The sequence below is a fragment of the Pseudoalteromonas sp. CnMc7-15 genome, assembly GCF_022347925.1.
In the GTDB taxonomy this organism is placed as follows: domain Bacteria; phylum Pseudomonadota; class Gammaproteobacteria; order Enterobacterales; family Alteromonadaceae; genus Pseudoalteromonas; species Pseudoalteromonas ruthenica.
Map to the genome: position 1 here is coordinate 638384 of NZ_JAKRFT010000001.1, position 21392 is coordinate 659775.

Annotated in this window: 17 protein-coding genes and 1 other RNA gene; 5 read left to right on the forward strand and 13 right to left on the reverse strand. The window is 47.8% G+C overall.

The genetic code is table 11. The features are described 5' to 3' along the window. Positions 1–110 precede the first annotated feature (110 nt). The 4 genes from MHM95_RS02920 to MHM95_RS02935 form a co-directional block, all read right to left on the reverse strand. The gene (locus MHM95_RS02920) at positions 111–344 is read right to left on the reverse strand and encodes a hypothetical protein (RefSeq protein ID WP_053911657.1); all 234 of its coding nucleotides are present in this window, start codon (positions 342–344) and stop codon (positions 111–113) included. A gap of 3 nt (positions 345–347) precedes the next feature. Continuing rightward, a complete protein-coding gene (locus tag MHM95_RS02925; protein WP_235418854.1) occupies positions 348–752 on the reverse strand; it encodes a hypothetical protein in 405 nt (134 codons plus the stop codon). A 110-nt stretch (positions 753–862) separates the two neighbouring features. Beyond that, positions 863–1234: a hypothetical protein gene (locus MHM95_RS02930; RefSeq protein ID WP_239384173.1), complete on the reverse strand. Its 372-nt coding sequence runs from the start codon at positions 1232–1234 to the stop codon at positions 863–865. A gap of 118 nt (positions 1235–1352) precedes the next feature. After that, positions 1353–1943, reverse strand: coding sequence for a hypothetical protein (locus MHM95_RS02935; protein WP_235418853.1), 591 nt, complete (start codon positions 1941–1943; stop codon positions 1353–1355). Positions 1944–2060: 117 nt separating this feature from the next. Here MHM95_RS02935 and MHM95_RS02940 point away from each other — a divergent pair, with 117 nt between their 5' ends. Next, the gene (locus MHM95_RS02940) at positions 2061–3032 is read left to right on the forward strand and encodes an integron integrase (RefSeq protein WP_239384174.1); all 972 of its coding nucleotides are present in this window, start codon (positions 2061–2063) and stop codon (positions 3030–3032) included. Positions 3033–3587: 555 nt separating this feature from the next. On the opposite strand, the gene ffs is transcribed toward MHM95_RS02940, so the two are convergent. Continuing rightward, an RNA gene (ffs, locus tag MHM95_RS02945) (signal recognition particle sRNA small type) lies at positions 3588–3684 on the reverse strand. Between the two features lie 468 nt (positions 3685–4152). On the opposite strand from ffs, the gene MHM95_RS02950 reads away from it, so the two are divergent. Both MHM95_RS02950 and MHM95_RS02955 read left to right on the forward strand, forming a co-directional pair. Beyond that, positions 4153–6333, forward strand: coding sequence for a M4 family metallopeptidase (locus MHM95_RS02950; RefSeq protein ID WP_239384281.1), 2181 nt, complete (start codon positions 4153–4155; stop codon positions 6331–6333). Between the two features lie 59 nt (positions 6334–6392). Beyond that, positions 6393–8237 (forward strand): M20/M25/M40 family metallo-hydrolase, encoded by a 1845-nt coding sequence (locus tag MHM95_RS02955; RefSeq protein ID WP_239384175.1) that lies wholly within the window; start codon positions 6393–6395, stop codon positions 8235–8237. 46 nt (positions 8238–8283) lie between these two features. On the opposite strand, the gene MHM95_RS02960 is transcribed toward MHM95_RS02955, so the two are convergent. After that, the gene (locus MHM95_RS02960) at positions 8284–9174 is read right to left on the reverse strand and encodes a DUF3014 domain-containing protein (protein WP_239384176.1); all 891 of its coding nucleotides are present in this window, start codon (positions 9172–9174) and stop codon (positions 8284–8286) included. Between the two features lie 146 nt (positions 9175–9320). On the opposite strand from MHM95_RS02960, the gene MHM95_RS02965 reads away from it, so the two are divergent. Next, positions 9321–10460, forward strand: coding sequence for a patatin-like phospholipase family protein (locus MHM95_RS02965; RefSeq protein WP_130149057.1), 1140 nt, complete (start codon positions 9321–9323; stop codon positions 10458–10460). On the opposite strand, the gene MHM95_RS02970 is transcribed toward MHM95_RS02965, so the two are convergent. Then, positions 10457–12424, reverse strand: coding sequence for a monovalent cation:proton antiporter-2 (CPA2) family protein (locus tag MHM95_RS02970; RefSeq protein WP_235418849.1), 1968 nt, complete (start codon positions 12422–12424; stop codon positions 10457–10459). The genes MHM95_RS02965 and MHM95_RS02970 overlap by 4 nt on opposite strands. Before the next feature lie 142 nt (positions 12425–12566). On the opposite strand from MHM95_RS02970, the gene MHM95_RS02975 reads away from it, so the two are divergent. Next, a complete protein-coding gene (locus MHM95_RS02975; protein ID WP_022946671.1) occupies positions 12567–13544 on the forward strand; it encodes a GGDEF domain-containing protein in 978 nt (325 codons plus the stop codon). Here the strand turns inward: MHM95_RS02975 and MHM95_RS02980 are convergent. Genes MHM95_RS02980 through lpxB form a run of 6 tightly spaced genes read right to left on the reverse strand, consistent with a single transcriptional unit; the run spans position 13469 to position 21361 of the window. Beyond that, positions 13469–13816, reverse strand: coding sequence for a hypothetical protein (locus MHM95_RS02980; RefSeq protein ID WP_152440916.1), 348 nt, complete (start codon positions 13814–13816; stop codon positions 13469–13471). The genes MHM95_RS02975 and MHM95_RS02980 overlap by 76 nt on opposite strands. Continuing rightward, positions 13789–15108, reverse strand: a complete 1320-nt coding sequence (tilS, locus tag MHM95_RS02985) for a tRNA lysidine(34) synthetase TilS (protein WP_239384177.1) — start codon at positions 15106–15108, stop codon at positions 13789–13791. The genes MHM95_RS02980 and tilS overlap by 28 nt, the downstream gene beginning before the upstream one ends. 48 nt (positions 15109–15156) lie before the next feature. Further along, complete coding sequence (accA, locus tag MHM95_RS02990) at positions 15157–16113, reverse strand: acetyl-CoA carboxylase carboxyl transferase subunit alpha (RefSeq protein WP_022946673.1); 957 nt, start codon at positions 16111–16113, stop codon at positions 15157–15159. Positions 16114–16129: 16 nt separating this feature from the next. Next, entirely contained in the window at positions 16130–19621 is a 3492-nt protein-coding gene (dnaE, locus tag MHM95_RS02995) for a DNA polymerase III subunit alpha (protein WP_239384179.1), read from the reverse strand. Beyond that, positions 19621–20217, reverse strand: a complete 597-nt coding sequence (rnhB, locus tag MHM95_RS03000; protein WP_138588302.1) for a ribonuclease HII — start codon at positions 20215–20217, stop codon at positions 19621–19623. The genes dnaE and rnhB overlap by 1 nt, the downstream gene beginning before the upstream one ends. Next, positions 20207–21361: a lipid-A-disaccharide synthase gene (lpxB, locus tag MHM95_RS03005; protein WP_022946772.1), complete on the reverse strand. Its 1155-nt coding sequence runs from the start codon at positions 21359–21361 to the stop codon at positions 20207–20209. The genes rnhB and lpxB overlap by 11 nt, the downstream gene beginning before the upstream one ends. Between the last annotated feature and the right edge of the window lie 31 nt (positions 21362–21392).

Sequence of the window (21392 nt, forward strand, 5' to 3'; positions counted from 1 at the left end):
GTAGGCTGCTTTGTGTTATTTTGGAGCGCAGCGACAACACAAAGCAACCGGAGTGTTGGGCGTCCAGCCGGTGTATTTTTACCGGCGATCTTTCATTGCCTTGTTAAGTTTCATTTTTTGAATGTCTTTTTTAGCATTTTCTCGATCTCTTTCTGCGCATAATCGGCTGCAAGCTCTTTACCTTCTTCCGCAGCAACATCAATTAGCGCATCATAATCATTAAGCTCATGGCAATTTTGGCATTCGAGCATATCTCCCGAAACATACTCTTTCTCAGTATCCCCTTCTAACGAGCAATCACAAAACAAACACTTCAATTCAACTGTAAAGCTTTTATCCTTCATATATCACCCTCCAAAAATCTTTAGTGAGAGAGTTGTTAAAGCTAATAAGAAGCCCAAAACAACAAATAGCCCTTTGCGGTCTTCGACATAATCAGACGCTTTTTTAAGAGGACTTCTAGAAGCCTTTTGCTCCTCAGATTTTCTTTTAGACCTTGCTGCACCAACACCCTTAGGAGTAATCCTTAAACTACCGTATTTCCCACCACCAAGTGTTGCATGCTCAAGCCATTCATGTGCCAAGCACTTATCAGTGGCTTTCTCTAGCTCAGCAAGCGAATATGAAGTTTTGTTTTCCTCATTTATCTGATCTACAAGTTCTTGGTCAACAGAAAGAGTAACGAGCTTATAAGTTGAGCCTGTAGATTCCATATAGTCGATGACGTGATTGAGTATTTTGAACTCCGGCACAGCCTCTCCTTGAAACTTAACGCTTGCCTAACCGGCGCAAAATAGCAGGCTAAAATTAGCGACGAAGGAGCGCAAGCCTGCTGTTTTGCGTCCTTTGGTTTAGGCACTTGTTATGTTTTCTTATAAACACAGAACCTAAATATTAGTGCTTGGGACAATGCAGTCAGAGCAAATAATATAGAATCCTGACTTTGAACAAAATACAAAGTTAAGCTCACTAGGATACTAACTGCCAAATAAATCTTGAAGGAAGCATTTGCATATTTACAAATTAACCAATGAACAGGAAAGCCAACACATAGCCACCCGACCAAAGATACAATTAAATAGACACCCAGAAAAAGTAAACTTGATACAAATAAGCCAGCTATATCACTAGCAGTTGTAGGTAGTGAACCCATAACCAGAGTTATTACTATTATTCCTAAGGCTACCCATGACAAGCTTTTGATAATTGCGCTATCCCAGCTTCCTAAGTTCACCACTCCTCCATGAAAACATAACGCTCCAATAAGGGGCTGGTAATGCTTGGCTAAACTGTGTAGCGAAGCGAAACTGAGCCAAGCTTTAGCAGTCCCGCCCTTAATTGGCTTGTTATATTCAAAATTCATTGGGTTGAATAAATACAACACCTTCTTTTGTTATTTTCGTTTTTCCGTTCATGTCCTTATCGTGCCATGAACCATTACCCATTTTTAAAGATGTAATTGCTTCAGAATGAACTGTCATTGTACTCATAGCGTACCCAGCTTGTTTTCTCATCGTTGCGTCAACGGCATCTATTGGCAAAACGGTCGGATATTTAAGTTGTTCAATTTCGATATTTTGTTCATTCGTTTTAACCTGCCAAAACTCTGATTCTGTAATCCAAAGTTGATAAGTACTAGGGAACTTATTTCCAGCGGGAGTATTTATTGAAGCTATAGATAAAATTCCGCCACCTTCTGGTACTTCCATCTTTGCGCTAGAGTTTTTATATAGTTTGAAATCATTATTGGTTGTCATTTTGGGAGTAGATGATGGCTCTTGCTCTATGACCTCGGCTGCTTTCGAATCATTAAATTCAGGAGTTTTGTTAGAGCTATTTATTACAGCAGGAAGGAGTACTTGTAGACCTAAATAGGTAATAAAAACAAAGGCTATCGCAAAACCGCTACCAAACACTAACCCACTCAAAAACTTATTGAACACGCCGATCCTTCCTTTGAATATAACAATTTAATATCGAGCGATTGGGTCGTTTTCTTGACTATAGGAGAAACACAATAATACTGTACATATATACAGATACTTGTTGGAGCTAGCTCAATGAGAACTCGTTCACCATTTTTAAATCACATCGCCGAGTTGATGTTGACTAAGCAATATTCACTTAGAACCGTTGATACATATCTTAAGTGGATTTCTTCCTATATTCATTATCATGATAAACGTCACCCAGCTTCAATGGGCAATAACGAGGTTGTCGAATATCTCGACTACCTTGTACTTAAACGGAATGTGTCGCCTAAAACACAAGCGACAGCGTTAAATGCGTTATCTTTTTTGTATAAGCAAATAATTAAACAGGAATTGTGTCCGAATCTAACGTTTGTTAGAAGCAAGCGCCAATCTAAGTTACCAATTGTTATGACCCCCGAGGAGGTTAAACTCCTCATGTCGTTTTTAAGTAAACGATATTATTTAATTTCAGGTTTAATGTATGGTAGCGGCTTACGTGTAATGGAAGCTGTTCAACTACGAGTTCAGGATATTGACTTTGACTACAAGTGCATTCGGATCTGGAATGGTAAAGGGAATAAACATCGGGTGGTTACACTCGCCACAGAACTTATACCTTTGCTAAGAAATCAAATAGCTCAGGCTGATGAATACTTAAAATTAGATTCCCAGAATGAACAATACGCTGGTGTATGGATGCCAAAGGCACTAGCAAGAAAATATCCTAGCGCCAATAAGTCAATTGCTTGGCAGTATCTATTTCCCTCATATAAGTTAAGTGCTGATCCTGAAACTGGCGAGATTCGCCGACATCATTTTCATCAAACAGGTGTGCGTAAAGCGGTTAAAGAGGCCGCCAAAAAAGCACAAATAATAAAACCTATAACGCCCCACACTTTTAGACATTCATTTGCTACTCATTTACTACAAAGTGGTGCAGATATTAGAACCGTGCAAGCTCAACTGGGTCATTCCGATGTGAAGACAACGCAAATATATACGCATGTTTTACAGCAAGGCGCAAACCGTGTTGTTAGTCCTTTGAGCAAAATTTTCTAGCTTGTTTTGGGGCAGGTAACGGCTGTTAGTGATAACATTGCCAATCCAAATATTCGAACACTATTAATAAGAAAGTTCCTAACCTGACTCCATACGAGTAGATATACCTCAGATTACCTTTTGAACAAAAGAAGTTCCCCCGTATTTTCAGGGGTTTATGATGTCTAGCCCTGCCTTTTCAGCAGTTAAAAGTAACATATTGTGATTGATTGCTTCCTGGCCTAATTTCAGCTGCCTACTCGGCAGTTCACATAGTCTTATTTAAAGCCTAGAGGCTGAGCCTCGAATGCGACAATCACTGGGGAATATTCGAAGTGGAAACAAGCATCGAACTCTAATGCCGACTCTACGAGACAGGTCGCCTTGATCTTTTGACTGGCGAATTTAAAAAGGGTTTTAACTCTAGAGTACTTGGTTTTGCGTCGGTAATAGCTGCTTTCTAGCGCACTGACTAAAAATTGGCTATGACAACTTATTGTTCAAATTTATGTCAACTTTAACTTCAAATTCGTCAACTTATACTTCAAACAACAAGGGGGGAAATTTGGGTGGCAGCCTTACCAGCCACATCTCGGCACACACGTCACACGCTGTGGCTGCTCCCTTCCGGGCCTGACCAGATTCACCTGCTAGTGTTGCGAGAGGACCAATAAGGCTACCATTGAGGGCCTTCGTTGGGCGCAGGAGGGATTATCGCGACTTTACTACTGGGATTCAAGGAAAATCCTACTATTTACTACCAACTGCCTAGTAACTGACCATTTCGCAGTAATACGCATGATTTTGGCCCTGCTCCACTTTTATAACTCGCTAAACCAAGATGAAGCAATAACCTTTCACTTACACATTTTGGAAACAAAAGTGTACACATTTTAACCATGATTACGTTTTTACACATTAAATTACTCGTCAAGGCATTGAGCAACCTGGATAAATTTAATATTTATTTAATTTTAAATTAATAATTTTTACTTTTATTTTACATTAGTACCCATTTTTACTAGATTAGAATCGCTCGCTTTGGAGAAGTTTGCAGGATCAAACGAGTATTAGCGGTGCTCAGCACCACCCATTCGGGAAAACTAATCGGGAGCAAACAATGAATAAACCTCAAGGATTTATGCTATCAACCTTATCAATAGCCGTGTCACTGGCAGCAATTTTGCCCGCAACGAGTATTGCGGCGCAAAAAACCTACCTAAGTGAACAAAATCAAATTAAAGATATTATGATGGCAAAGTCGACTGCCGTTTCAGCCTCCCCTGCTGCAACGGTACTCGGCCTTGATACTCAGGATGGTATCAGTGTTGTTAAGCAGTACAACAGTCAAAACGGCGATAAAACGTTTCGCTATCAGCAAATGCACAAAGGCATTCCTGTTATCGGCGATCATGCCATTCTAACTTACAACAAAGATGATCAGCTTATTCGTGCCCATGGCGCCGTGGTCAATAACATCGCTGCCGACGTCCCCTCGGTAAACGCCAAGGTAAGTAAGAAGCAAGTGGGCAAACTAGTGCGCGCCATGCATCGTAAAATGCATCAAGGCAAAGCAGCGCCTGCCATCGAGAATGAGCAATCTCGCTTAGTCATTTGGTTAGACGATGCGAACAAAGCGCACCTTGCTTATGAGGTGACCTACAACAGTTATGGTGATACCCCGTCGCGTCCCTACATGATTATCGACGCCAAAAGCGGTAATGTATTGCATCAATTCGACAATTTACAACATGCTGATGCCACCGGCCCAGGCGGCAACCAGAAAACCGGACAATACAATTACGGAACCGACTACGGCTATTTGGATGTGAGCCAATCTGGCAGCACTTGTACCATGGAAAACGCCAATGTGCGCACCATTAACCTCAACAATGGCACAAGCGGGTCAACAGCGTACAGCTTTACCTGCCCAGAAAATACCTACCAGCAAGTGAATGGCGCCTATTCACCTCTAAATGATGCCCATTACTTTGGCAACGTAGTGTTTAACATGTACAACGATTGGGTCGGTACTGCGCCATTGTCATTCCAATTGCGTATGCGCGTGCACTATGGCAATAACTATGAAAATGCGTTTTGGGATGGCCAAGCGATGACCTTCGGTGATGGCGCCACAACCTTTTACCCATTAGTTAGCCTCGATGTGTCTGCACACGAAGTCAGCCACGGCTTTACCGAGCAAAACTCCGGATTGGTTTATTCTGGTAAATCAGGCGGCTTAAATGAAGCGTTCTCCGATATGGCCGGTGAAGCTGCGGAAGCTTACATGCTGGGTAGTAATGATTGGCTCGTCGGTGAGCAAATCTTCAAAGGTAATGGTGCGTTACGTTACATGGCTAATCCTCCACAAGACGGCCGCTCCATTGGTAATCAATCAGATTACTACTCAGGCATGGATGTGCATTACAGTTCAGGGGTGTACAACAAGGCCTTCTATTTGTTGGCAACCACCAGCGGCTGGGATACACAAAAGGCCTTTAAGACCATGGCACGTGCTAACCAGCTTTATTGGACAGCGAGCACTAACTGGGACTTAGCAGGTAACGGTGTGATGGATGCCGCGTGCGATCTTGGTTATGAGCCAAATGATGTTAAAGCAGCCCTCGCGGCCGTAGGGGTAACATCAAGCCTAAGCGCGGGTAGTGACTGTGGTTCAACTCCGCCAACACCTGACGAAGAAATCACCAACGGCGTGCCTCGCACAGGTATTTCCGGTGCGGCGAAAGAGCAAATGTTCTTCGTTATGAATGTGCCCGCAGGTGCTACGAACCTTACCTTTAACACCTCAGGTGGTTCAGGTGATGCTGATTTATACGTGAAATACGGTTCACGTCCAACGCTTAACGATTACGATTGTAACAGCACGTCATCAACCAGTACTGAGTCATGTGCAATTAGTCCTATTCAAGGCGGTGAGTACTATGTCATGGTCGAAGCGTGGAACCAAATCAGTAATGTGACCTTAGAAGGTAACTATGACGATGGTAGCACGGGGCCAACGCCGATTGATCGCACCGAGAGCAACATCAGTGTTAACCAAGGCGGCTGGGCTCGTTTTAGCCAAGACATTGGCAGTGGCTACAGTAACCTCACGGTAACCATTAGCGGTGGTAGCGGCGATGCCGATCTGTATGTCAACTTTGGTTCGCAATCAACCACCAGCGACTGGGATTGTCGTCCATATCGCAATGGCAACTCAGAGACCTGTACCTTTAGCAATCCGCAAGCAGGTACATGGCATATGGATTTACGTGGCTACAGCGCAGCAAGTGGTGTCACCCTAACCATCCAAGCAGACTAAATCATTCTCCCTGAGTAGGGGCCAGCTACTGGCCCCTTTTTCATTTAAGGACCCAGCTTATGAAATATTCTTACCTCGCCATCGGTGCGGCGCTTGCTTGCGCTACGAACAGCGCCTTAGCGGCACCGGAAAAGGCATGGATCACGGTCGAGGCCCATGCCATGGCGCACTATCAAAAACAGCAAAAAACACAGTGGCAAAGCGCTGCAACGCAATCAATCGCTGGCACAGCAGTTGATGTTATCGCTATAGATCCTAAGCATATACATCGGCTAAGCGATTTTATGCACCATGAGTATAAACGCTGTGGCGGCTTTATTTATCATGAATCTGAGCAAGCGGCGAAAGCCTACTTGCAACAGGCTCAAGTCAATAACACGCAAACAGTTGCCACTGTTAATTACAGCATCGATAACCCCGCTGCAGCCCAGGCGCTGCTGGCTGAGCTGAGCACCACTCGTCTAGATAACACCGTAAGTACCCTAGCAGCATTTCATAACCGTTATTATTCACAACAAAGCGGTGTTGATGCAGCAGATTGGTTACGCACCCACTGGCAACAAATCGCCAGTAGTCGCAGCGACATCACCGTGCAAAGTTACAACCATAGCTGGGCTCAAGACTCAGTGGTGGTGACAATCGCCGGACAAGAGTTAAGTGATGAAGTGGTGATCATTGGTGGTCACTTAGACTCGATTAACCAATCATCACCCAGCCAAGGTCGTGCACCAGGAGCTGATGATAATGCCAGCGGCATTGCTGTATTAACCGAAACGCTGCGAGCGGTCGTCGACAGTGACTTTAAGCCTAAACGTACCATCAAAATTATGGGTTTTGCGGCCGAAGAAGTGGGACTCAGAGGCTCCGGCGCTATAGCTAGCGAATACAAAAGCCAAGGCATCAATGTGGTGGGTATGGCGCAGTTTGATATGACCGGTAATAACGGCTCAGCTGAAGATATTGTATTGATGACCGACTATACCAATAGCGGCCAGAATCAATTTATGGCAAACCTTGCCAGCACTTATCTTAGTGACCTGGTTATTGGCTATGATCAATGTGGTTACGGATGCTCGGATCATGCCTCTTGGCATAACCAAGGCTTTGCCGCCTCGATGCCGTTTGAATCAAAAATGAGTGATATCAACTACCGAATTCACACCAGTAGTGATGACCAGTTTGATGCCAGTCATGCCATCAATTTTGCACGCTTGGCCAGTGTTTATCTCGCTGAGCTTGCGAAAAGCGCTGGCTCTGCGCCGCCACCACCGAGTGATAACGAGCTCACTAATGGTGTGGTTGAGTCTGGCCTTAGCGCTGGCGCTAAGGAACAGCTACTTTACACCATGGATGTACCCAGCGATGCCACTGATCTTAACTTTAATACCTATGGTGGCAGCGGTGATGCTGATTTATACGTGCAATTTGGCACGCCACCGACACTCAATAGCTATGATTGTAAAAGCACCACGGCATCAAGCACCGAAAGCTGTAGCTTTAGCGCACCACAAACAGGAACTTACTACGTGATGGTTGAGGCCTGGAATGCCATTTCCGGTGTCAATCTGGTCGGTGAGTATCAAACAGGTTCAACCGGTCCAACTCCCATTAATCGTAGCGAAGGGCCGATTTCTGTCGCGTCTTCTCAATGGCAACGCTTTGAGCAGCCTCTTACTAGCGGCTATTCGCAATTACAGGTGAGTATATCCGGCGGTAGCGGCGATGCCGATCTGTATTTAAACCTTGGCTCACCGTCGAGTCAGTCGCAATGGCAATGCCGTCCATACAAAAATGGTAACAATGAAACCTGTACCATTAGTAACCCGCAAAGTGGAACTTGGTACATTGATTTGTACGGCTATAATAGCGCCACGGGTGTAAATTTATCGATCACCGCCAATTAGTAATAATAAAGGGGCCCGATGGCCCCTTTTTTTCACGAAAGTTGAATTAATCCAATTCTGCGCGCAGCTTCTTCAACACCGCTTTTACCTTCTCAACATTCTCTGGCCCCATGCGTAATAGCTGCTTCTGAGCGGGAGGTAAATTCTCCCATTCGGAATAAGCATACTTGTAGGTGACTGAATCTCGTAACAAGGGGACCTGAGTAGTCATTTCGGGTGTCTCTAAAAGCAAGTCAATCGACTGCTTTAAGCGTGCCTCAAAACTACTGTTAGGGTCGCCAACTTCACCATAGGCCTGTTCAATCAGTGGTTCATATTGTTCATACAGTGCCACTAACTGATCGGTATTCATCGAGGTCAAAATACCAACATACGGGTCATAGCGCTCAAAGCTCTGCGGATCCATCGTCAGCACATCGCCCTCTTCCACGGTGAAAGGCTGCTCGAGTTTTTCCACTGGCGAGTGGTTTGTGGCCACACGCCCCTCGGCGAGATTATTGACAAACACCACTGTGCGGCGGATCAAATCATCATTTACCAGCAAATTAGCGCTGGATTGAGCCAGTGATTGTTGCAAGCTGGCGCTGACCATCTCATCGCTATCGTCCAAGGCCGGCAACTCGGGTTGCGGCTCGGGCTGCTCGTCTTCACGAGACTGTGGACGCTGTTGCTGCTCATCGGGGTTGCTCACGTCTGTGGTTGCCGGCGCGGCTTGGGGTTTACTTTCAGGCTCGGGCTCTGCAACAGGCTGGGGTTTGTCTTCCACTGGCAACTGCGCAGGCTCCGGGGTAGCCTCAAGTGGTAAGGGCTGTTGAGATTGTTTGCTGACGACAAAAATTACCACCACAGCCAGCACCACTAATACCACCAATGCTAGGATGATGTTGTTACGGCTGGGTCCGCGTTTACTCTCATGTTCGGTAGGTTGTTCACTCATAAAGGCTCCGTTATGAAAAAGTCAAAATCGCCAATCTTCAAAAAGTAATCTGCCCTAATTGCTGCGAGCATACTCGCCGTTGAGCATATCTTTTTATTTTAGAATCTTTTACATTAACACTATGTGTCCATTTAAGTGCAAATACAATGCGAAAGCAAACTAATTGCGGTCGCGCTGGAACAGCGTTGCTACTGAGCGGCGGCGGCGCGCGAGCCGCTTATCAAGTAGGTGTCCTCAAAGCGCTAACACAAAGCCTTCCAAGAACGGCGCCACTGCCATTTAAAGTGATCACAGGCACCTCTGCCGGAGCAATTAACTCTGTGGCGCTTGGATGTTGGGCTTCGTGTGCTCATTTAGCGAGCCGCAAGCTTGAGCAAGTCTGGGGGCAGTTTCACACCAGCGATGTTTATCGCAGTGACTTTGCGCATGTATTTGGCCACCTTATAAAAAATATTTTATCGAGCTTTCGCTCTGGGCACGCCAACCATGCCCCAGCGAGCTTATTCAACAATGCCCCTCTGCGGCAGTTATTAGCCGAAGTGCTGCCTATGGAGCGTATCGACCGTAACATTCACCGTGGTGTGCTCGATGCGTTAGCAGTCACTGCGTCTAACTACAGTACCGGTGACTCCGTTACCTTCTATCAAAGCAATGAGGCCAAACCCTGGCGGCGGGCCAAACGTCAGGGTGTCAAAGCTCGCATCCATTTAGAACACCTGATGGCCTCCAGTGCTATTCCCGTGGTCTTTCCCAGCGTAAAGATTCGACACCAATACTATGGTGATGGTTCCATTCACCAGATGTCTCCCCTGTCCAGCGCCATTCATCTTGGTGCCGAGCGCATCTTTGTTATCGGTGTTGAACAGCCCAAAGAGGAACATCGTAAATATGCGCCGCACTACCCGGGCATTTCGCATATCGCGGGGCATCTGTTGGACAGCGTGTTTGCTGACACACTGCATGGTGATTTAGAGCGCCTTGAGCGCATTAACCGTACGGTGGGGTTGTTGAGCGCGAAAGATAAACATCGTGAGCTCAAGCATATCGATACGATGGTGATCAACCCATCACATAACTTTAATGCCATTAGTAGCGAGTATTACGATGACATGCCGCTGGCCATTCGCACCCTACTACGTGGTATCGGCGTAAAACGCTACAGTGAGTCGAGCTTGCCGAGCTACTTGTTGTTTGAACGCCGTTATACCCAACACTTGATGGAGCTAGGTTATCAGGACGGGCTGGCGCAATTGGGGCAACTGCGCGCGTTTTTGTGTCTCGATTAACTGCCGCCATTGAGTAAAAAGCGCTCGCAACGCTCTACTCGCCGTGGTTTGCCCTTTAATACCAGCACGTCATGCCCCTGTAGACTGGTTTCAATACTGGGCGCTTCTATCTCACGTCCTTGACGGCGCAGTGCGGCAATACTCACACGCCGTGCTTGCAGGTTGAGCTCGGCGATGGTTTTACCCACAGCATAGGCGTTATCTGCCAAAGCAAACACGTGCAAGTACTCTAAACGCTCGGTGTTTTCATCGCGATGTGGCGCCTCATCACTAATATAATAACTGTGCAATAAGGAGTACCGGTTTTCTCGCTCTTGGCTAACCCGGCGAATAATGCGTTTCATCGGCACCCCGCTCATAAATAGTACATGAGACGACAACATCAGGCTGGCTTCTAACGACTCAGGCACGACCTCTGACACGCCACTTTCTTTTAACTCATCAAGATGAGCATCATCGGGCATGCGCGCGAGGATATTCACCTGCGGCGCGACTTGTTTCACTACCTCGGCGACCATTTGTACCTTGCTAAGATCAGTGAAGGTAATTACCACCAAACGCGCCTGTGCCGTTCCTGCGCGCTCAAGAATGCTTTTTTGCGTGACATCGCCAAACATGGCATGGTAACCGGAATTTCTTCCTTGTTGCACCAGGTAAGGGTCCAGTTCAATGGCAACAAAAGGCAACGCCTCACTGGAAAGAAAACGCCCGATATTTTGTCCAACTCGCCCGTAGCCACAGATTATCACATGCTCACTGAGGCTTTCATCAACACACTCAATGCGTTCGGGGGCTTCAGTACTGGCGCGAAAAAGATGATGTACCCACTTAGGCGAGTGCTCTATTAAATAAGGAGTAATGGCCATGGAAAACACCCCTAAGGCGATGAGAAACGACGCCAACTCACCGGCAAAAATTCCCTGGTTCCCAGCTAAAGCCACCAATACAAAGCCAAATTCCCCCATTTGACAGAGCATCAGGCCTGCACTTAAAGCATCGCTTTTGCGCTCTCCCATCAGTTGCGCAATACCAGCCAGTAACACCAGTTTACTGAGCATCAAGACCGCTAACGCGGCGAGAATAATATGGGCATGCGTTAATACATAGGCCAGGTCTAACTGCATCCCCACGGTGACAAAAAAGAGCCCCATAAGGATGTCCCGGAACGGCCGAATATCACTTTCAAGTTGGTGCCGGTACTGGCTTTCACCCAACATCATTCCCGCTAAAAAAGCCCCTAAAGCCATGGATAACCCGAACCAGTATGTCAGCCCACCGGCAAATAACGTCACCAATAAAGTGGTTAATACAAACAGCTCTTCATTACGCATTCGCGCCACTTCATTGAAGATCCGTGGCAAACACCATTTGCCGATGGCCCACAGCAAGGTGCACACAACGGCCCCTTTAGCCAAAGCCATTGCCAAACTATAGGTTAATGATTGCTCAGTATCACTGGCCAGTAACGGGATGGTAATAAGCAGCGGTACCACGGCTAAATCTTGGAACAGCAACACCCCAACAGCGAGTTGACCGCGCCGTTTCTGCAGCTGCCCGGTGTCCTTCAAGCATTTAACCACTACCGCCGTAGAGGACAACGCCATTAGCGTTGCGATGGCAAACGCGCTCAACGCGTCAAACGCAAAACCCCACAACAACAAGAAAAACACCGCAGAAGTGAGCACCACTTGCAGTAAGCCAACACCAAACACGATATTACGCATGGCAATCAAGCGTGGCAGGGAGAATTCGAGACCCAAACTGAATAGTAAAAAGACAATGCCAAGCTCAGCGATACCATGCATTTCATGGCCATTGGCAAGCCAGGCAAATCCATGCGGTCCGGCCAACAACCCTGTGGCTAAGTACGCTAAAATAGGCGGCAATCCAAGGCGTTTAAACATCCACACTAAGATCACCGCACTGAGTAATAGACCCATCAATTCAATAAACAGCTGTTGCATGGCACTCCTTTGGCGTCAAAGACCTGACTCTGGGCTAATACTTTACCATTAACTATAGCAAGGGCTTGTTTTATATCCAGTTTAAAAATTTGGCATGTTTTTCGCTTATAAACACTACGAATTTAGTCTGGGAGTGCAATAGATGGATAATGTCCACATTTTGACTTATGCCAATACACAATCAAGCCATGATCAGCAGCAAGCGGCATCGTTTTGCCGCCCGCAATCTGCGGTCAATGTCGTGGCGTTAACCCAGCAACTTCAGCGTAGTCTGGAGGTGGTGGTATTGCTTGATACGTTCGCGCAATTTGTGGCGCCTTATGCCAGTTTTGATGGCCTGCAATTACACAGTAGTTTGGGCGTCAGTGAAATGAGCAACAGCCGCAACACCAGTGTCGCCAACCGCTTCGATATTGACGTTGAACAAGAGCATCTCGGGCAACTGGTGTACTACAGCCACAGCCCGTTTAGCGATCAGCTTTGTACGCAGCTAAAACAATGGCACCAAATACTCAGCTATCCACTGCGCAATGCCCTCACTTACAATCGGGTGTTACGCCTAGCCACGCGCGACCCATTAACAGGGCTGAATAATCGCAGCGACTTCAATATTGGCATGGAAAAGAAGCTCGAGGTTTGCCGCCGTCAGAACCGTCCTTTCAGCTTGATGTTATTGGATTTAGATAACTTTAAGCAGGTTAACGACCAACAGGGCCACCAAGTAGGCGATGAAACTCTACAAGAGTTTGCCATGATCTTAAAAAGTTCAGTACGCGGTACCGACTCGGTCTTTCGTTTTGGCGGCGATGAGTTCGCAGTGCTGATTGACGACGACGATTTTGATACCAACCAAGTTGTCGCCGAGCGAGTGCAAAAGGCGGTGCATGCCAATGCGTTGATGGCTCGTCATGGTGTGACAAGCAGTATTGGTTATGCCTTGGCTGAGGCCAAAGACTCTAGTATGAGTTTATTTGCCCGCGCCGACAAAGCCTTATATCAAGCGAAGAACTTAGGCCGCGATACCCATTATGGTGAGGCTAACAGTCACGCTTTAGAGCGCACTAACTTAAATACACACAATAGCAGCCAAAACCCAGAGAAGAATGCCAAAATCAGCTGAAACAAGGATGTAAAGCTGGGTATATCAATGGCAATAACACTCACCAGCGGTGCCAGTATCCCGAGCACGAAAAACATGCCGCCCTTGCCTAGCCAGTAAGCGAGTAACAAAGCACCGCATAATACGCCACTAAACCCTGCATAGGCCAATACATTGACATGTAATGTGCTCAGCAGCAGCGCCACCACTAATAACGTGAAAGTAACGGCTAGTGCCGCAGGGGCTTTGTTGACTAAAGATAAACCTACTTGGGGCGTTCGCTGCACTGCCATTGCACTCCGTTTTTGCTGAAATAATCATAATTATAGAAATAGCCGACCACGGCCACCAAGACATCATCGTAGTAAATAAGCGGCACGCGTTGACGCTGCCACGGAGGCACTTGCAGGGCTTTAAACCACTGTGACAACTTCTTAGAGTGCGCTTTATTATGAGGACGAATTACGCTACTTAGCTGTCCAAAGCGCACGCTCAACTGCTCTACTCCTTCTAGAGGGCGCACTCCTTCGCCTGCTTGAGCACTCAGTACGGTGCCATCACTCAACGTCACACTCGTACAATCAGTGCTTAAACGCTGCGCTTCCAAGCTCGGTTGCTCCGTGCACAAATAAGCATGGTCTTGATATCGGCGTAATACACATGACAAGCCGTGCAAACGCTTCAATGGCACTTGCATCTGACTGTCAGCGCGAGCGCAAGATAACTGCTGAGCTAAGTCCTGTAGTTGCTTTTCACTGGGCATCACCACATCATGGCTGTGTAACCAATAACGTAACGCATTGTGGTAGCGCGCGTCGCTGAGCTTACGTAGTGATATTAGATTAAGTGAGCTCTGGGCGTGGGCATTGGCAATATCATCGTGCGCAATTTCATCCAACAACCGCTGCTGGCGTTGTATGATTGCCATACTCTGCGCGACTTTTTTATAAAAACCGTTAAAACGCGCACTGAGCAGCGGTAATGCTTGATTGCGTAAAAAATTACGATCAAAGCCGTTATCGTCGTTTGATTCATCATGAATATGAAGCAGGCCCTGACGCTCTGCATAATCGTTAAGCTCGGCGCGAGAAAAACCCAACAGGGGCCGTAATAGCGGCCGTTGATGCCAATAGCTCAACGCCTGCATGCCACCAAGCCCTTTCAACCCTGCACCACGTTTAAGGCGTAAAAAGAAGGTTTCCACTTGGTCGTCGCGGTGTTGACCAAGTAGCAACACATAACCCGCTGGCGCACAGCTATCAAGTGCTTGATATCGCTCTTGCCGAGCTTTATCTTCAATACCACGACGTGTTTGTGTGCCAATGTGGACATGCTCGCTGAAAAACGCGATTTCACGCTGCTCACACTGCTGTGCACAGAAGTCTAACCACTGATCGGCATCAGCACTCAAGTTATGATGAACGTGAATAGCACACAGCGCTAGGTTTTCACGCTGAGCATAGCGCCAAGCCAACTCTAAAAGCACCATAGAATCGAGGCCACCGCTTAGGGCCACCGCCAATCCTTTTGTGTCTGGCGCACATTTTAGTAAAGCATCAAGCTCTGAGGAAAAGGTATCTTGCATAGGTAGGCAATAAAAAGGCCGACAGATATCGGCCTTACTAGCGATGGCTTAACAGTAACCAAAGCTCATTAAGCGCTGATAGCGAGCATCAAGCATCTCGTCAACGCTATGTTCACGCAGCTCGGCTAAATCGCGCTTAAGCTGTGCTTTAAGGCTTTTCGCCATGGCATCGTAGTTACGATGAGCGCCGCCTAAAGGCTCTTCAATTACGGTATTGATGAGATCAAGCTCTTTCACTCGCTGCGCGGTCACACCCATAGCCTCGGCTGCCAAGGGCGCTTTTTCTGCACTTTTCCATAGAATCGATGCGCAGCCTTCAGGGGAGATCACTGAGTAAGTGCTGTATTGCAACATGTTCACCCGGTCGCCAACACCAATGGCTAATGCACCACCCGAGCCACCTTCACCTATCACGGTACATACCGTTGGCACTTTTAATGCCGCCATGACCTTCAAATTACGAGCAATTGCTTCACTTTGGCCGCGCTCCTCGGCACCCACACCAGGATAGGCTCCAGGGGTGTCGATAAAGGTGAATATAGGCATTTTGAAACGTTCGGCCATTTCCATTAGGCGCAGCGCTTTGCGATACCCTTCCGGTTTAGGCATGCCAAAATTGCGTTTGATCTTCTCTGCCGTATCACGGCCCTTCTGCTGACCGATCACCATCACTGGTTCGCCGTCTAAGCGGGCTACACCACCGAGAATAGCAGGATCGTTAGCGAAGGCACGATCGCCCGCTAGTTCATCAAATTCGGTAAAAATACGTTCAATGTAGTCGCGCGTATAAGGACGCAAAGGGTGACGCGCTAACTGCGAAACTTGCCATGCGCCTAACTCAGAGAAAATCTTTTCAGTTAGTTCGACATTTTTCTCTTTTAAACGGCTGACTTCTTCTTCCAGCCCTAAATCTAGTTCGCCAGCACGACTCACTGTGCGTAACTCTTCAATCTTCGCTTCCAATTCGGCAATTGGCAGTTCGAAATCCAAATAATTGAGACTCATGCTCTAATTAACCCACTTAATTAAATTCTAATTCGATATCTTGCGCCGTCAGTAAGGATAACTTATGAATCAAATCATCCGCTGGCGTCACACACCATTGTGTTCCTAGTTCTAGCTCGGCTAAGGCGTCCGGCCGGCGATAAACGACTTTTATCGGACACGTACCGAACTTATATGGTTCCAGCACTTTCTCTAACTTTTCGAAGAAGTTAGCATCAATTTGCGCCATATCTACCGTCATTTTCATCGCTTTAATGCGCTTTTCACGGGCCTCAGCGAGTGTACAGACGTCTCTGGCGGTCATTGTAATGCCGCCAGAGAAGTTATCAAAGCTGACCTGTCCGGTTATAACCAAGATATTGTTGATTTGTAGCAATTCTTGGAAAGTTTCGAACTGTTCTGGGAATAAGCGTACATCAATTCGCGCACTCTTGTCATCTAAGGTCAGCAATCCCCAACGTTTATTCTTTTTATTAACCAAAGTGCGTGCATTTATCACCAGCCCGGCCGCTGTGGTTTGTACATCACGCTCTGTGGGCACTAAATCCACCAACTTGCCGCTGGTGTAATGTTTAAGCTCACCGCGATATTGGTTAATGGGATGGCCAGTTAAAAACAGCCCGAGCGTTTCGCGCTCGCCATCCAACCATTGGTTATCGGTAAAATATGGCACCCGCTTAAAGGCTTGTTTGACTTCCTCAGGTTCGGTAGCCAACAGCCCAAACATATCGCCTTGGCCTAATTGCTCGGCCTTGTTGTGCTGCTCAGCGGATTTAATCGCTTCGGGCAGTGAGGCCATTAAAATAGCACGTCCACCTTGTACTTGGTCTGGGCCAAGTTTATCCATGGCTCCCGACATAATGAGCTTTTCAATCACCCGTTTATTCAGGCGTTTTAAATCCACCCGTGCACAAAAATCAAAGAGATCTTTAAACGGACCATCCTGCTCGCGAGCACTGAGGATGGCTTCAACCGGTCCTTCACCCACGCCTTTGATGGCGCCGATGCCGTAAACAATCTCACCTTGGCGATTCACCGTAAACTTGTAGAGACCGGTATTAACATCCGGTGGCAACAAGGCGAGCTTCATATTCTCGCACTCATCAACCAAGGTCACGATTTTATCGGTGTTATCCATATCTGCTGACATCACCGCCGCCATAAATTCAGCGGGGTAATGGGTTTTCATCCACAGGGTTTGGTAAGACACCAAGGCGTAGGCAGCAGAGTGCGATTTGTTAAATCCGTACCCAGCGAATTTTTCCACCAAGTCAAAAATTTTCATCGCCAGTTCGCTGTCAATTCCCTGACTTTGCGCCCCTTCGGCAAAGGTTGAACGCTGCTTTGCCATCTCTTCTGGCTTTTTCTTACCCATGGCTCGACGTAGCAAATCTGCGCCACCGAGTGAGTAGCCGGCGAGTACCTGAGCAATCTGCATAACCTGCTCCTGATAAAGGATAACCCCATAAGTGGGCTCCAAAATCGGTTTCAAGCTGTCATGCTGATACTGCGAATCTGGGTAGGAGATTTCTTCGCGTCCGTGCTTACGGTCGATAAAGTTATCAACCATGCCCGATTGCAATGGACCGGGTCGGAATAAGGCCACCAGGGCTATCATATCCTCAAAGCAGTCCGGCTTCAGGCGGCGGATAAGGTCCTTCATCCCGCGCGATTCGAGCTGGAAGACCGCTGTGGTTTCGGCCCGTAACAGCAGGTCGATACTGGCGCGGTCATTAAGGGGAATGGCATTGATGTCCACCGACTCCTTGCCTTCACGGGCTAGGCGCTCGTTGGTCATATCCAGTGCCCACTGCAAGATAGTCAAGGTACGCAGACCGAGGAAGTCAAACTTCACTAAGCCGGCGGTTTCCACGTCATTTTTATCGAATTGCGTGACCGGGAACTTGCCTTCCTCATCACAATACAGCGCCGCAAAATCAGTGATGGTGGTCGGCGATATCACCACCCCCCCAGCGTGTTTACCGGCGTTTCGCGTACAGCCTTCAAGAATACGGCACATATCAATGAGATCGCGCACTTCCTCATCGCCGTTGTAGGCCTCTGGCAGTCGCGGCTCCACCTCAAAGGCTTTTTCCAAGGTCATACCCGGGTCGCCGGGCACCAATTTGGAAATACGGTCAACAAACCCGTAGGGATGGCCCAATACCCGCCCCACATCGCGGATCACCGCCTTTGCGGCCATAGTACCAAAGGTAATGATCTGTGATACTGCATCACGACCATATAATTTGGAAACGTGATCAATCACCTCATCCCGTCGGTCCATACAAAAGTCGACATCGAAATCCGGCATTGAGACCCGCTCGGGGTTCAAAAAGCGCTCGAATAGCAAATCGAATTGCAGTGGGTCTAAGTCGGTAATTTTCAGGGCATACGCCACCAGTGAACCGGCACCAGAGCCACGTCCTGGGCCCACCGGGATATTGTTATCCTTGGACCACTGGATGAATTCCATAACGATTAAGAAGTAACCGGGGAAACCCATTTGGTTAATAACATCGAGCTCTATTTGCAGACGCTCATCATATTCGCCGCGACGCTCAGCACGTACCTGCTCATCGGGAAACAGGAATTGCAACCGCTCTTCTAAACCTTCACGAGAGACTTTAACCAAGAAGTCGTCTATTTTCAGCGAACCGGTGGGATAATCTGGCAAAAAGTAAGTGCCTAGCTGCACGGTCACGTTACAACGCTTGGCGATTTCAACGGTATTGGCGAGCGCCTCAGGAATATCACTGAATAGCTCGGCCATTTGCGCCGGGGTTTTTAAATACTGTTCGCTGGAGAAGCGCTTCGGTCGGCGCTTATCCTCTAAGGTGTAGCCGTCATGGATGGCGACACGAATTTCATGGGGCTCGAAATCTTGCTGCTCAAGAAACACCACTTCATTGGTTGCTACCACAGGCAGTTGATGGGCTGTCGCGTGCTCAACGGCCAAATGTAAGTAGCTTTCTTCATCAGCGCGCCCGGTGCGCATTAATTCAAGGTAGAAATTGCCGGCAAAATGTTGGCGGTAAAATTGGCTGATCTCTTCAATCACTCCAGCATTGCCCTTAAGCAGCGCCTTGCCCAAGTCACCGTCTTTGCCGCCACTGAGTAAAATTAGCCCCTCACTGTGCTCCGCCAACCACTGCCGGTCAACCATAGCGCGGTGCATCACATGACCACGCAAATAGGCTTTAGAAATCAGTAAGGTGAGGTTGTTATAGCCTTCGTTATTCTTAGCCAATACCACCAAACGACAAGGCTCATCGGGAAACTCCGGGCTATTGAGCCAAATATCGGCGCCGACAATGGGTTTTATCCCAGCGCCATGGGCGGCACCATAAAAACGCACCAGACCGCACAAGTTCATTTGATCGGTAATGGCTAAGGCGCTGAGCTGCTGTGCTTGCGCCGCACTGACAATAGGTTTGGTCTTAGCCAAGCCATCAACCATGGAAAAGTCGCTGTGAACGCGCAGATGGACAAATTCAGGTGCGGCCATTATTGCCCCCGCTCGGCGAGTACACGCTGCACCGGTTTAAAGCTCTTGCGGTGAAACTCGGTGGCTCCATGTTCGGCCAATGCCGCAAAATGAGCTTTAGTTGGGTAGCCTTTATGGCCCGCAAAGCCATATTCGGGGAATTGCGCATCCAAGGCTATCATTTCCTCATCCCGCGCCACCTTAGCTAAAATCGAAGCGGCGCTGATTTCAGCCACCAGCGCGTCGCCTTTGACCACGGCTTGTGCAGCCACATCGAGTTGCGGTAGGCGATTACCATCAACAAAGACAAAGTCAGGAGTAATATCGAGCCCCGCCACAGCTCGCGACATGGCCAGCATGGTGGCGTGCAAGATATTGAGCTCATCTATCTCGCTGACACTGGCACGGGCGATACAGTAACTCAATGCCTTTTCTTTTATCTCAGCACTTAAGGCGGTGCGCTTTTTATCGCTCAGCTTTTTTGAATCACTCAGTCCGGCTATCGGTTTATTGGGGTCAAGGATCACCGCTGCGGTCACCACATCTCCCACCAACGGGCCACGCCCCACTTCATCTACACCGGCAATATACTGAACATCGGGACGATTAATTTGCATCAATAAGCTCCAATACGGCTTTGGCTGCTTGAGCACTGGCATCGCAGCGAATGTCTTTATGGATTTGCGTAAAACGCGCAATCAAGGCTTGATTATCCCCGTATAACTTAGGCTCAAGCGCGGCGCATAAGTTATCGACATTACACTGGTGCTGTAAAAACTCGGGAACCAGCTCCTCGTCAGCCAACAAATTAGGCAACGAGAAGTATTTGATGGTGAAGGTAAACACATGCTGCACCATCCAATAGGTCATGGCTTTGAGCTTGTAACCCACCACCATAGGTTTCTTATATAACATTCCCTCTAGTGAGGCGGTTCCCGACGCCAGTAAAATGGCGTCACTGGCTTGCATCGCTAAGCTCGATTGACCATCAAGTAATAGCGCGTTTAACTTCGGTGCATGTTGTTGTTGCAACGCTAAGAACTGCGCTTTGCGCGCTTCGTTCACCAAGGGCACCACAACTTTTAAGTCTGGATTGGCTTGCTGCAGACGCTCGGCCGTTTGCGCATAGGTGGGTGTCAGTAGCCCCACTTCCGAGCCACGACTCCCCGGTAACAGCGCCAACACTTTATCGTCGCTACTGAGCCCCAGTTGCGCCCGCGCATGCTGGTTGCTTTGCTCTACAGCGATATCATCGGCCAAGGTATGGCCGACAAAGGTGCATGGCACTTGGTGCTTGTCATAAAAGGCCTTCTCAAAAGGCAGCAGCGACAGCACTAAATTGGTGGCTTTGGCGATGTTATGAATACGCTTTTGTCGCCACGCCCACACCGAAGGACTGACATAATGCACAGTGGTGATCCCCGCTTGCTTCAACGGCAGCTCAACGCGCAAATTAAAATCGGGCGCATCAATACCAATAAATACATCAGGGGGATTGTCGATAAAGTGCTGCACCAATCCTTTGCGAATCTTTAACAGCCTAGGCAAGCGCGAGAGCACCTCAACGAGTCCCATTACCGAGAGCTCTTCCATATCAAACAAGCTTTCACACCCGAGGGCGTTCATACGGGGACCGCCAATACCGACGAACTGGGCATCAGGGTGGCGTTGTTTAATGGCTTTTATTAGGCCTTCACCAAGAATGTCACCGGACATTTCACCGGCAACGATGCCGATGCGAAGAGGTTGAGTGGCGCTCATATTGGGGACAGATTCCACTTTGGGCTGTTGT

What these genes read in the sequence shown, in the direction of transcription:
- tilS (WP_239384177.1), bottom strand. Translation starts at nt 15,108, where the DNA reads ATGCAAGATACCTTTTCCTCAGAGCTTGATGCTTTACTAAAATGTGCG.
- MHM95_RS02965 (WP_130149057.1), top strand. Translation starts at nt 9,321, where the DNA reads ATGCGAAAGCAAACTAATTGCGGTCGCGCTGGAACAGCGTTGCTACTG.
- MHM95_RS02980 (WP_152440916.1), bottom strand. Translation starts at nt 13,816, where the DNA reads ATGGCAGTGCAGCGAACGCCCCAAGTAGGTTTATCTTTAGTCAACAAA.
- dnaE (WP_239384179.1), bottom strand. Translation starts at nt 19,621, where the DNA reads ATGGCCGCACCTGAATTTGTCCATCTGCGCGTTCACAGCGACTTTTCC.
- lpxB (WP_022946772.1), bottom strand. Translation starts at nt 21,361, where the DNA reads ATGAGCGCCACTCAACCTCTTCGCATCGGCATCGTTGCCGGTGAAATG.
- MHM95_RS02970 (WP_235418849.1), bottom strand. Translation starts at nt 12,424, where the DNA reads ATGCAACAGCTGTTTATTGAATTGATGGGTCTATTACTCAGTGCGGTG.
- accA (WP_022946673.1), bottom strand. Translation starts at nt 16,113, where the DNA reads ATGAGTCTCAATTATTTGGATTTCGAACTGCCAATTGCCGAATTGGAA.
- MHM95_RS02975 (WP_022946671.1), top strand. Translation starts at nt 12,567, where the DNA reads ATGGATAATGTCCACATTTTGACTTATGCCAATACACAATCAAGCCAT.
- MHM95_RS02940 (WP_239384174.1), top strand. Translation starts at nt 2,061, where the DNA reads ATGAGAACTCGTTCACCATTTTTAAATCACATCGCCGAGTTGATGTTG.
- MHM95_RS02955 (WP_239384175.1), top strand. Translation starts at nt 6,393, where the DNA reads ATGAAATATTCTTACCTCGCCATCGGTGCGGCGCTTGCTTGCGCTACG.
- MHM95_RS02950 (WP_239384281.1), top strand. Translation starts at nt 4,153, where the DNA reads ATGCTATCAACCTTATCAATAGCCGTGTCACTGGCAGCAATTTTGCCC.
- rnhB (WP_138588302.1), bottom strand. Translation starts at nt 20,217, where the DNA reads ATGCAAATTAATCGTCCCGATGTTCAGTATATTGCCGGTGTAGATGAA.
- MHM95_RS02920 (WP_053911657.1), bottom strand. Translation starts at nt 344, where the DNA reads ATGAAGGATAAAAGCTTTACAGTTGAATTGAAGTGTTTGTTTTGTGAT.
- MHM95_RS02960 (WP_239384176.1), bottom strand. Translation starts at nt 9,174, where the DNA reads ATGAGTGAACAACCTACCGAACATGAGAGTAAACGCGGACCCAGCCGT.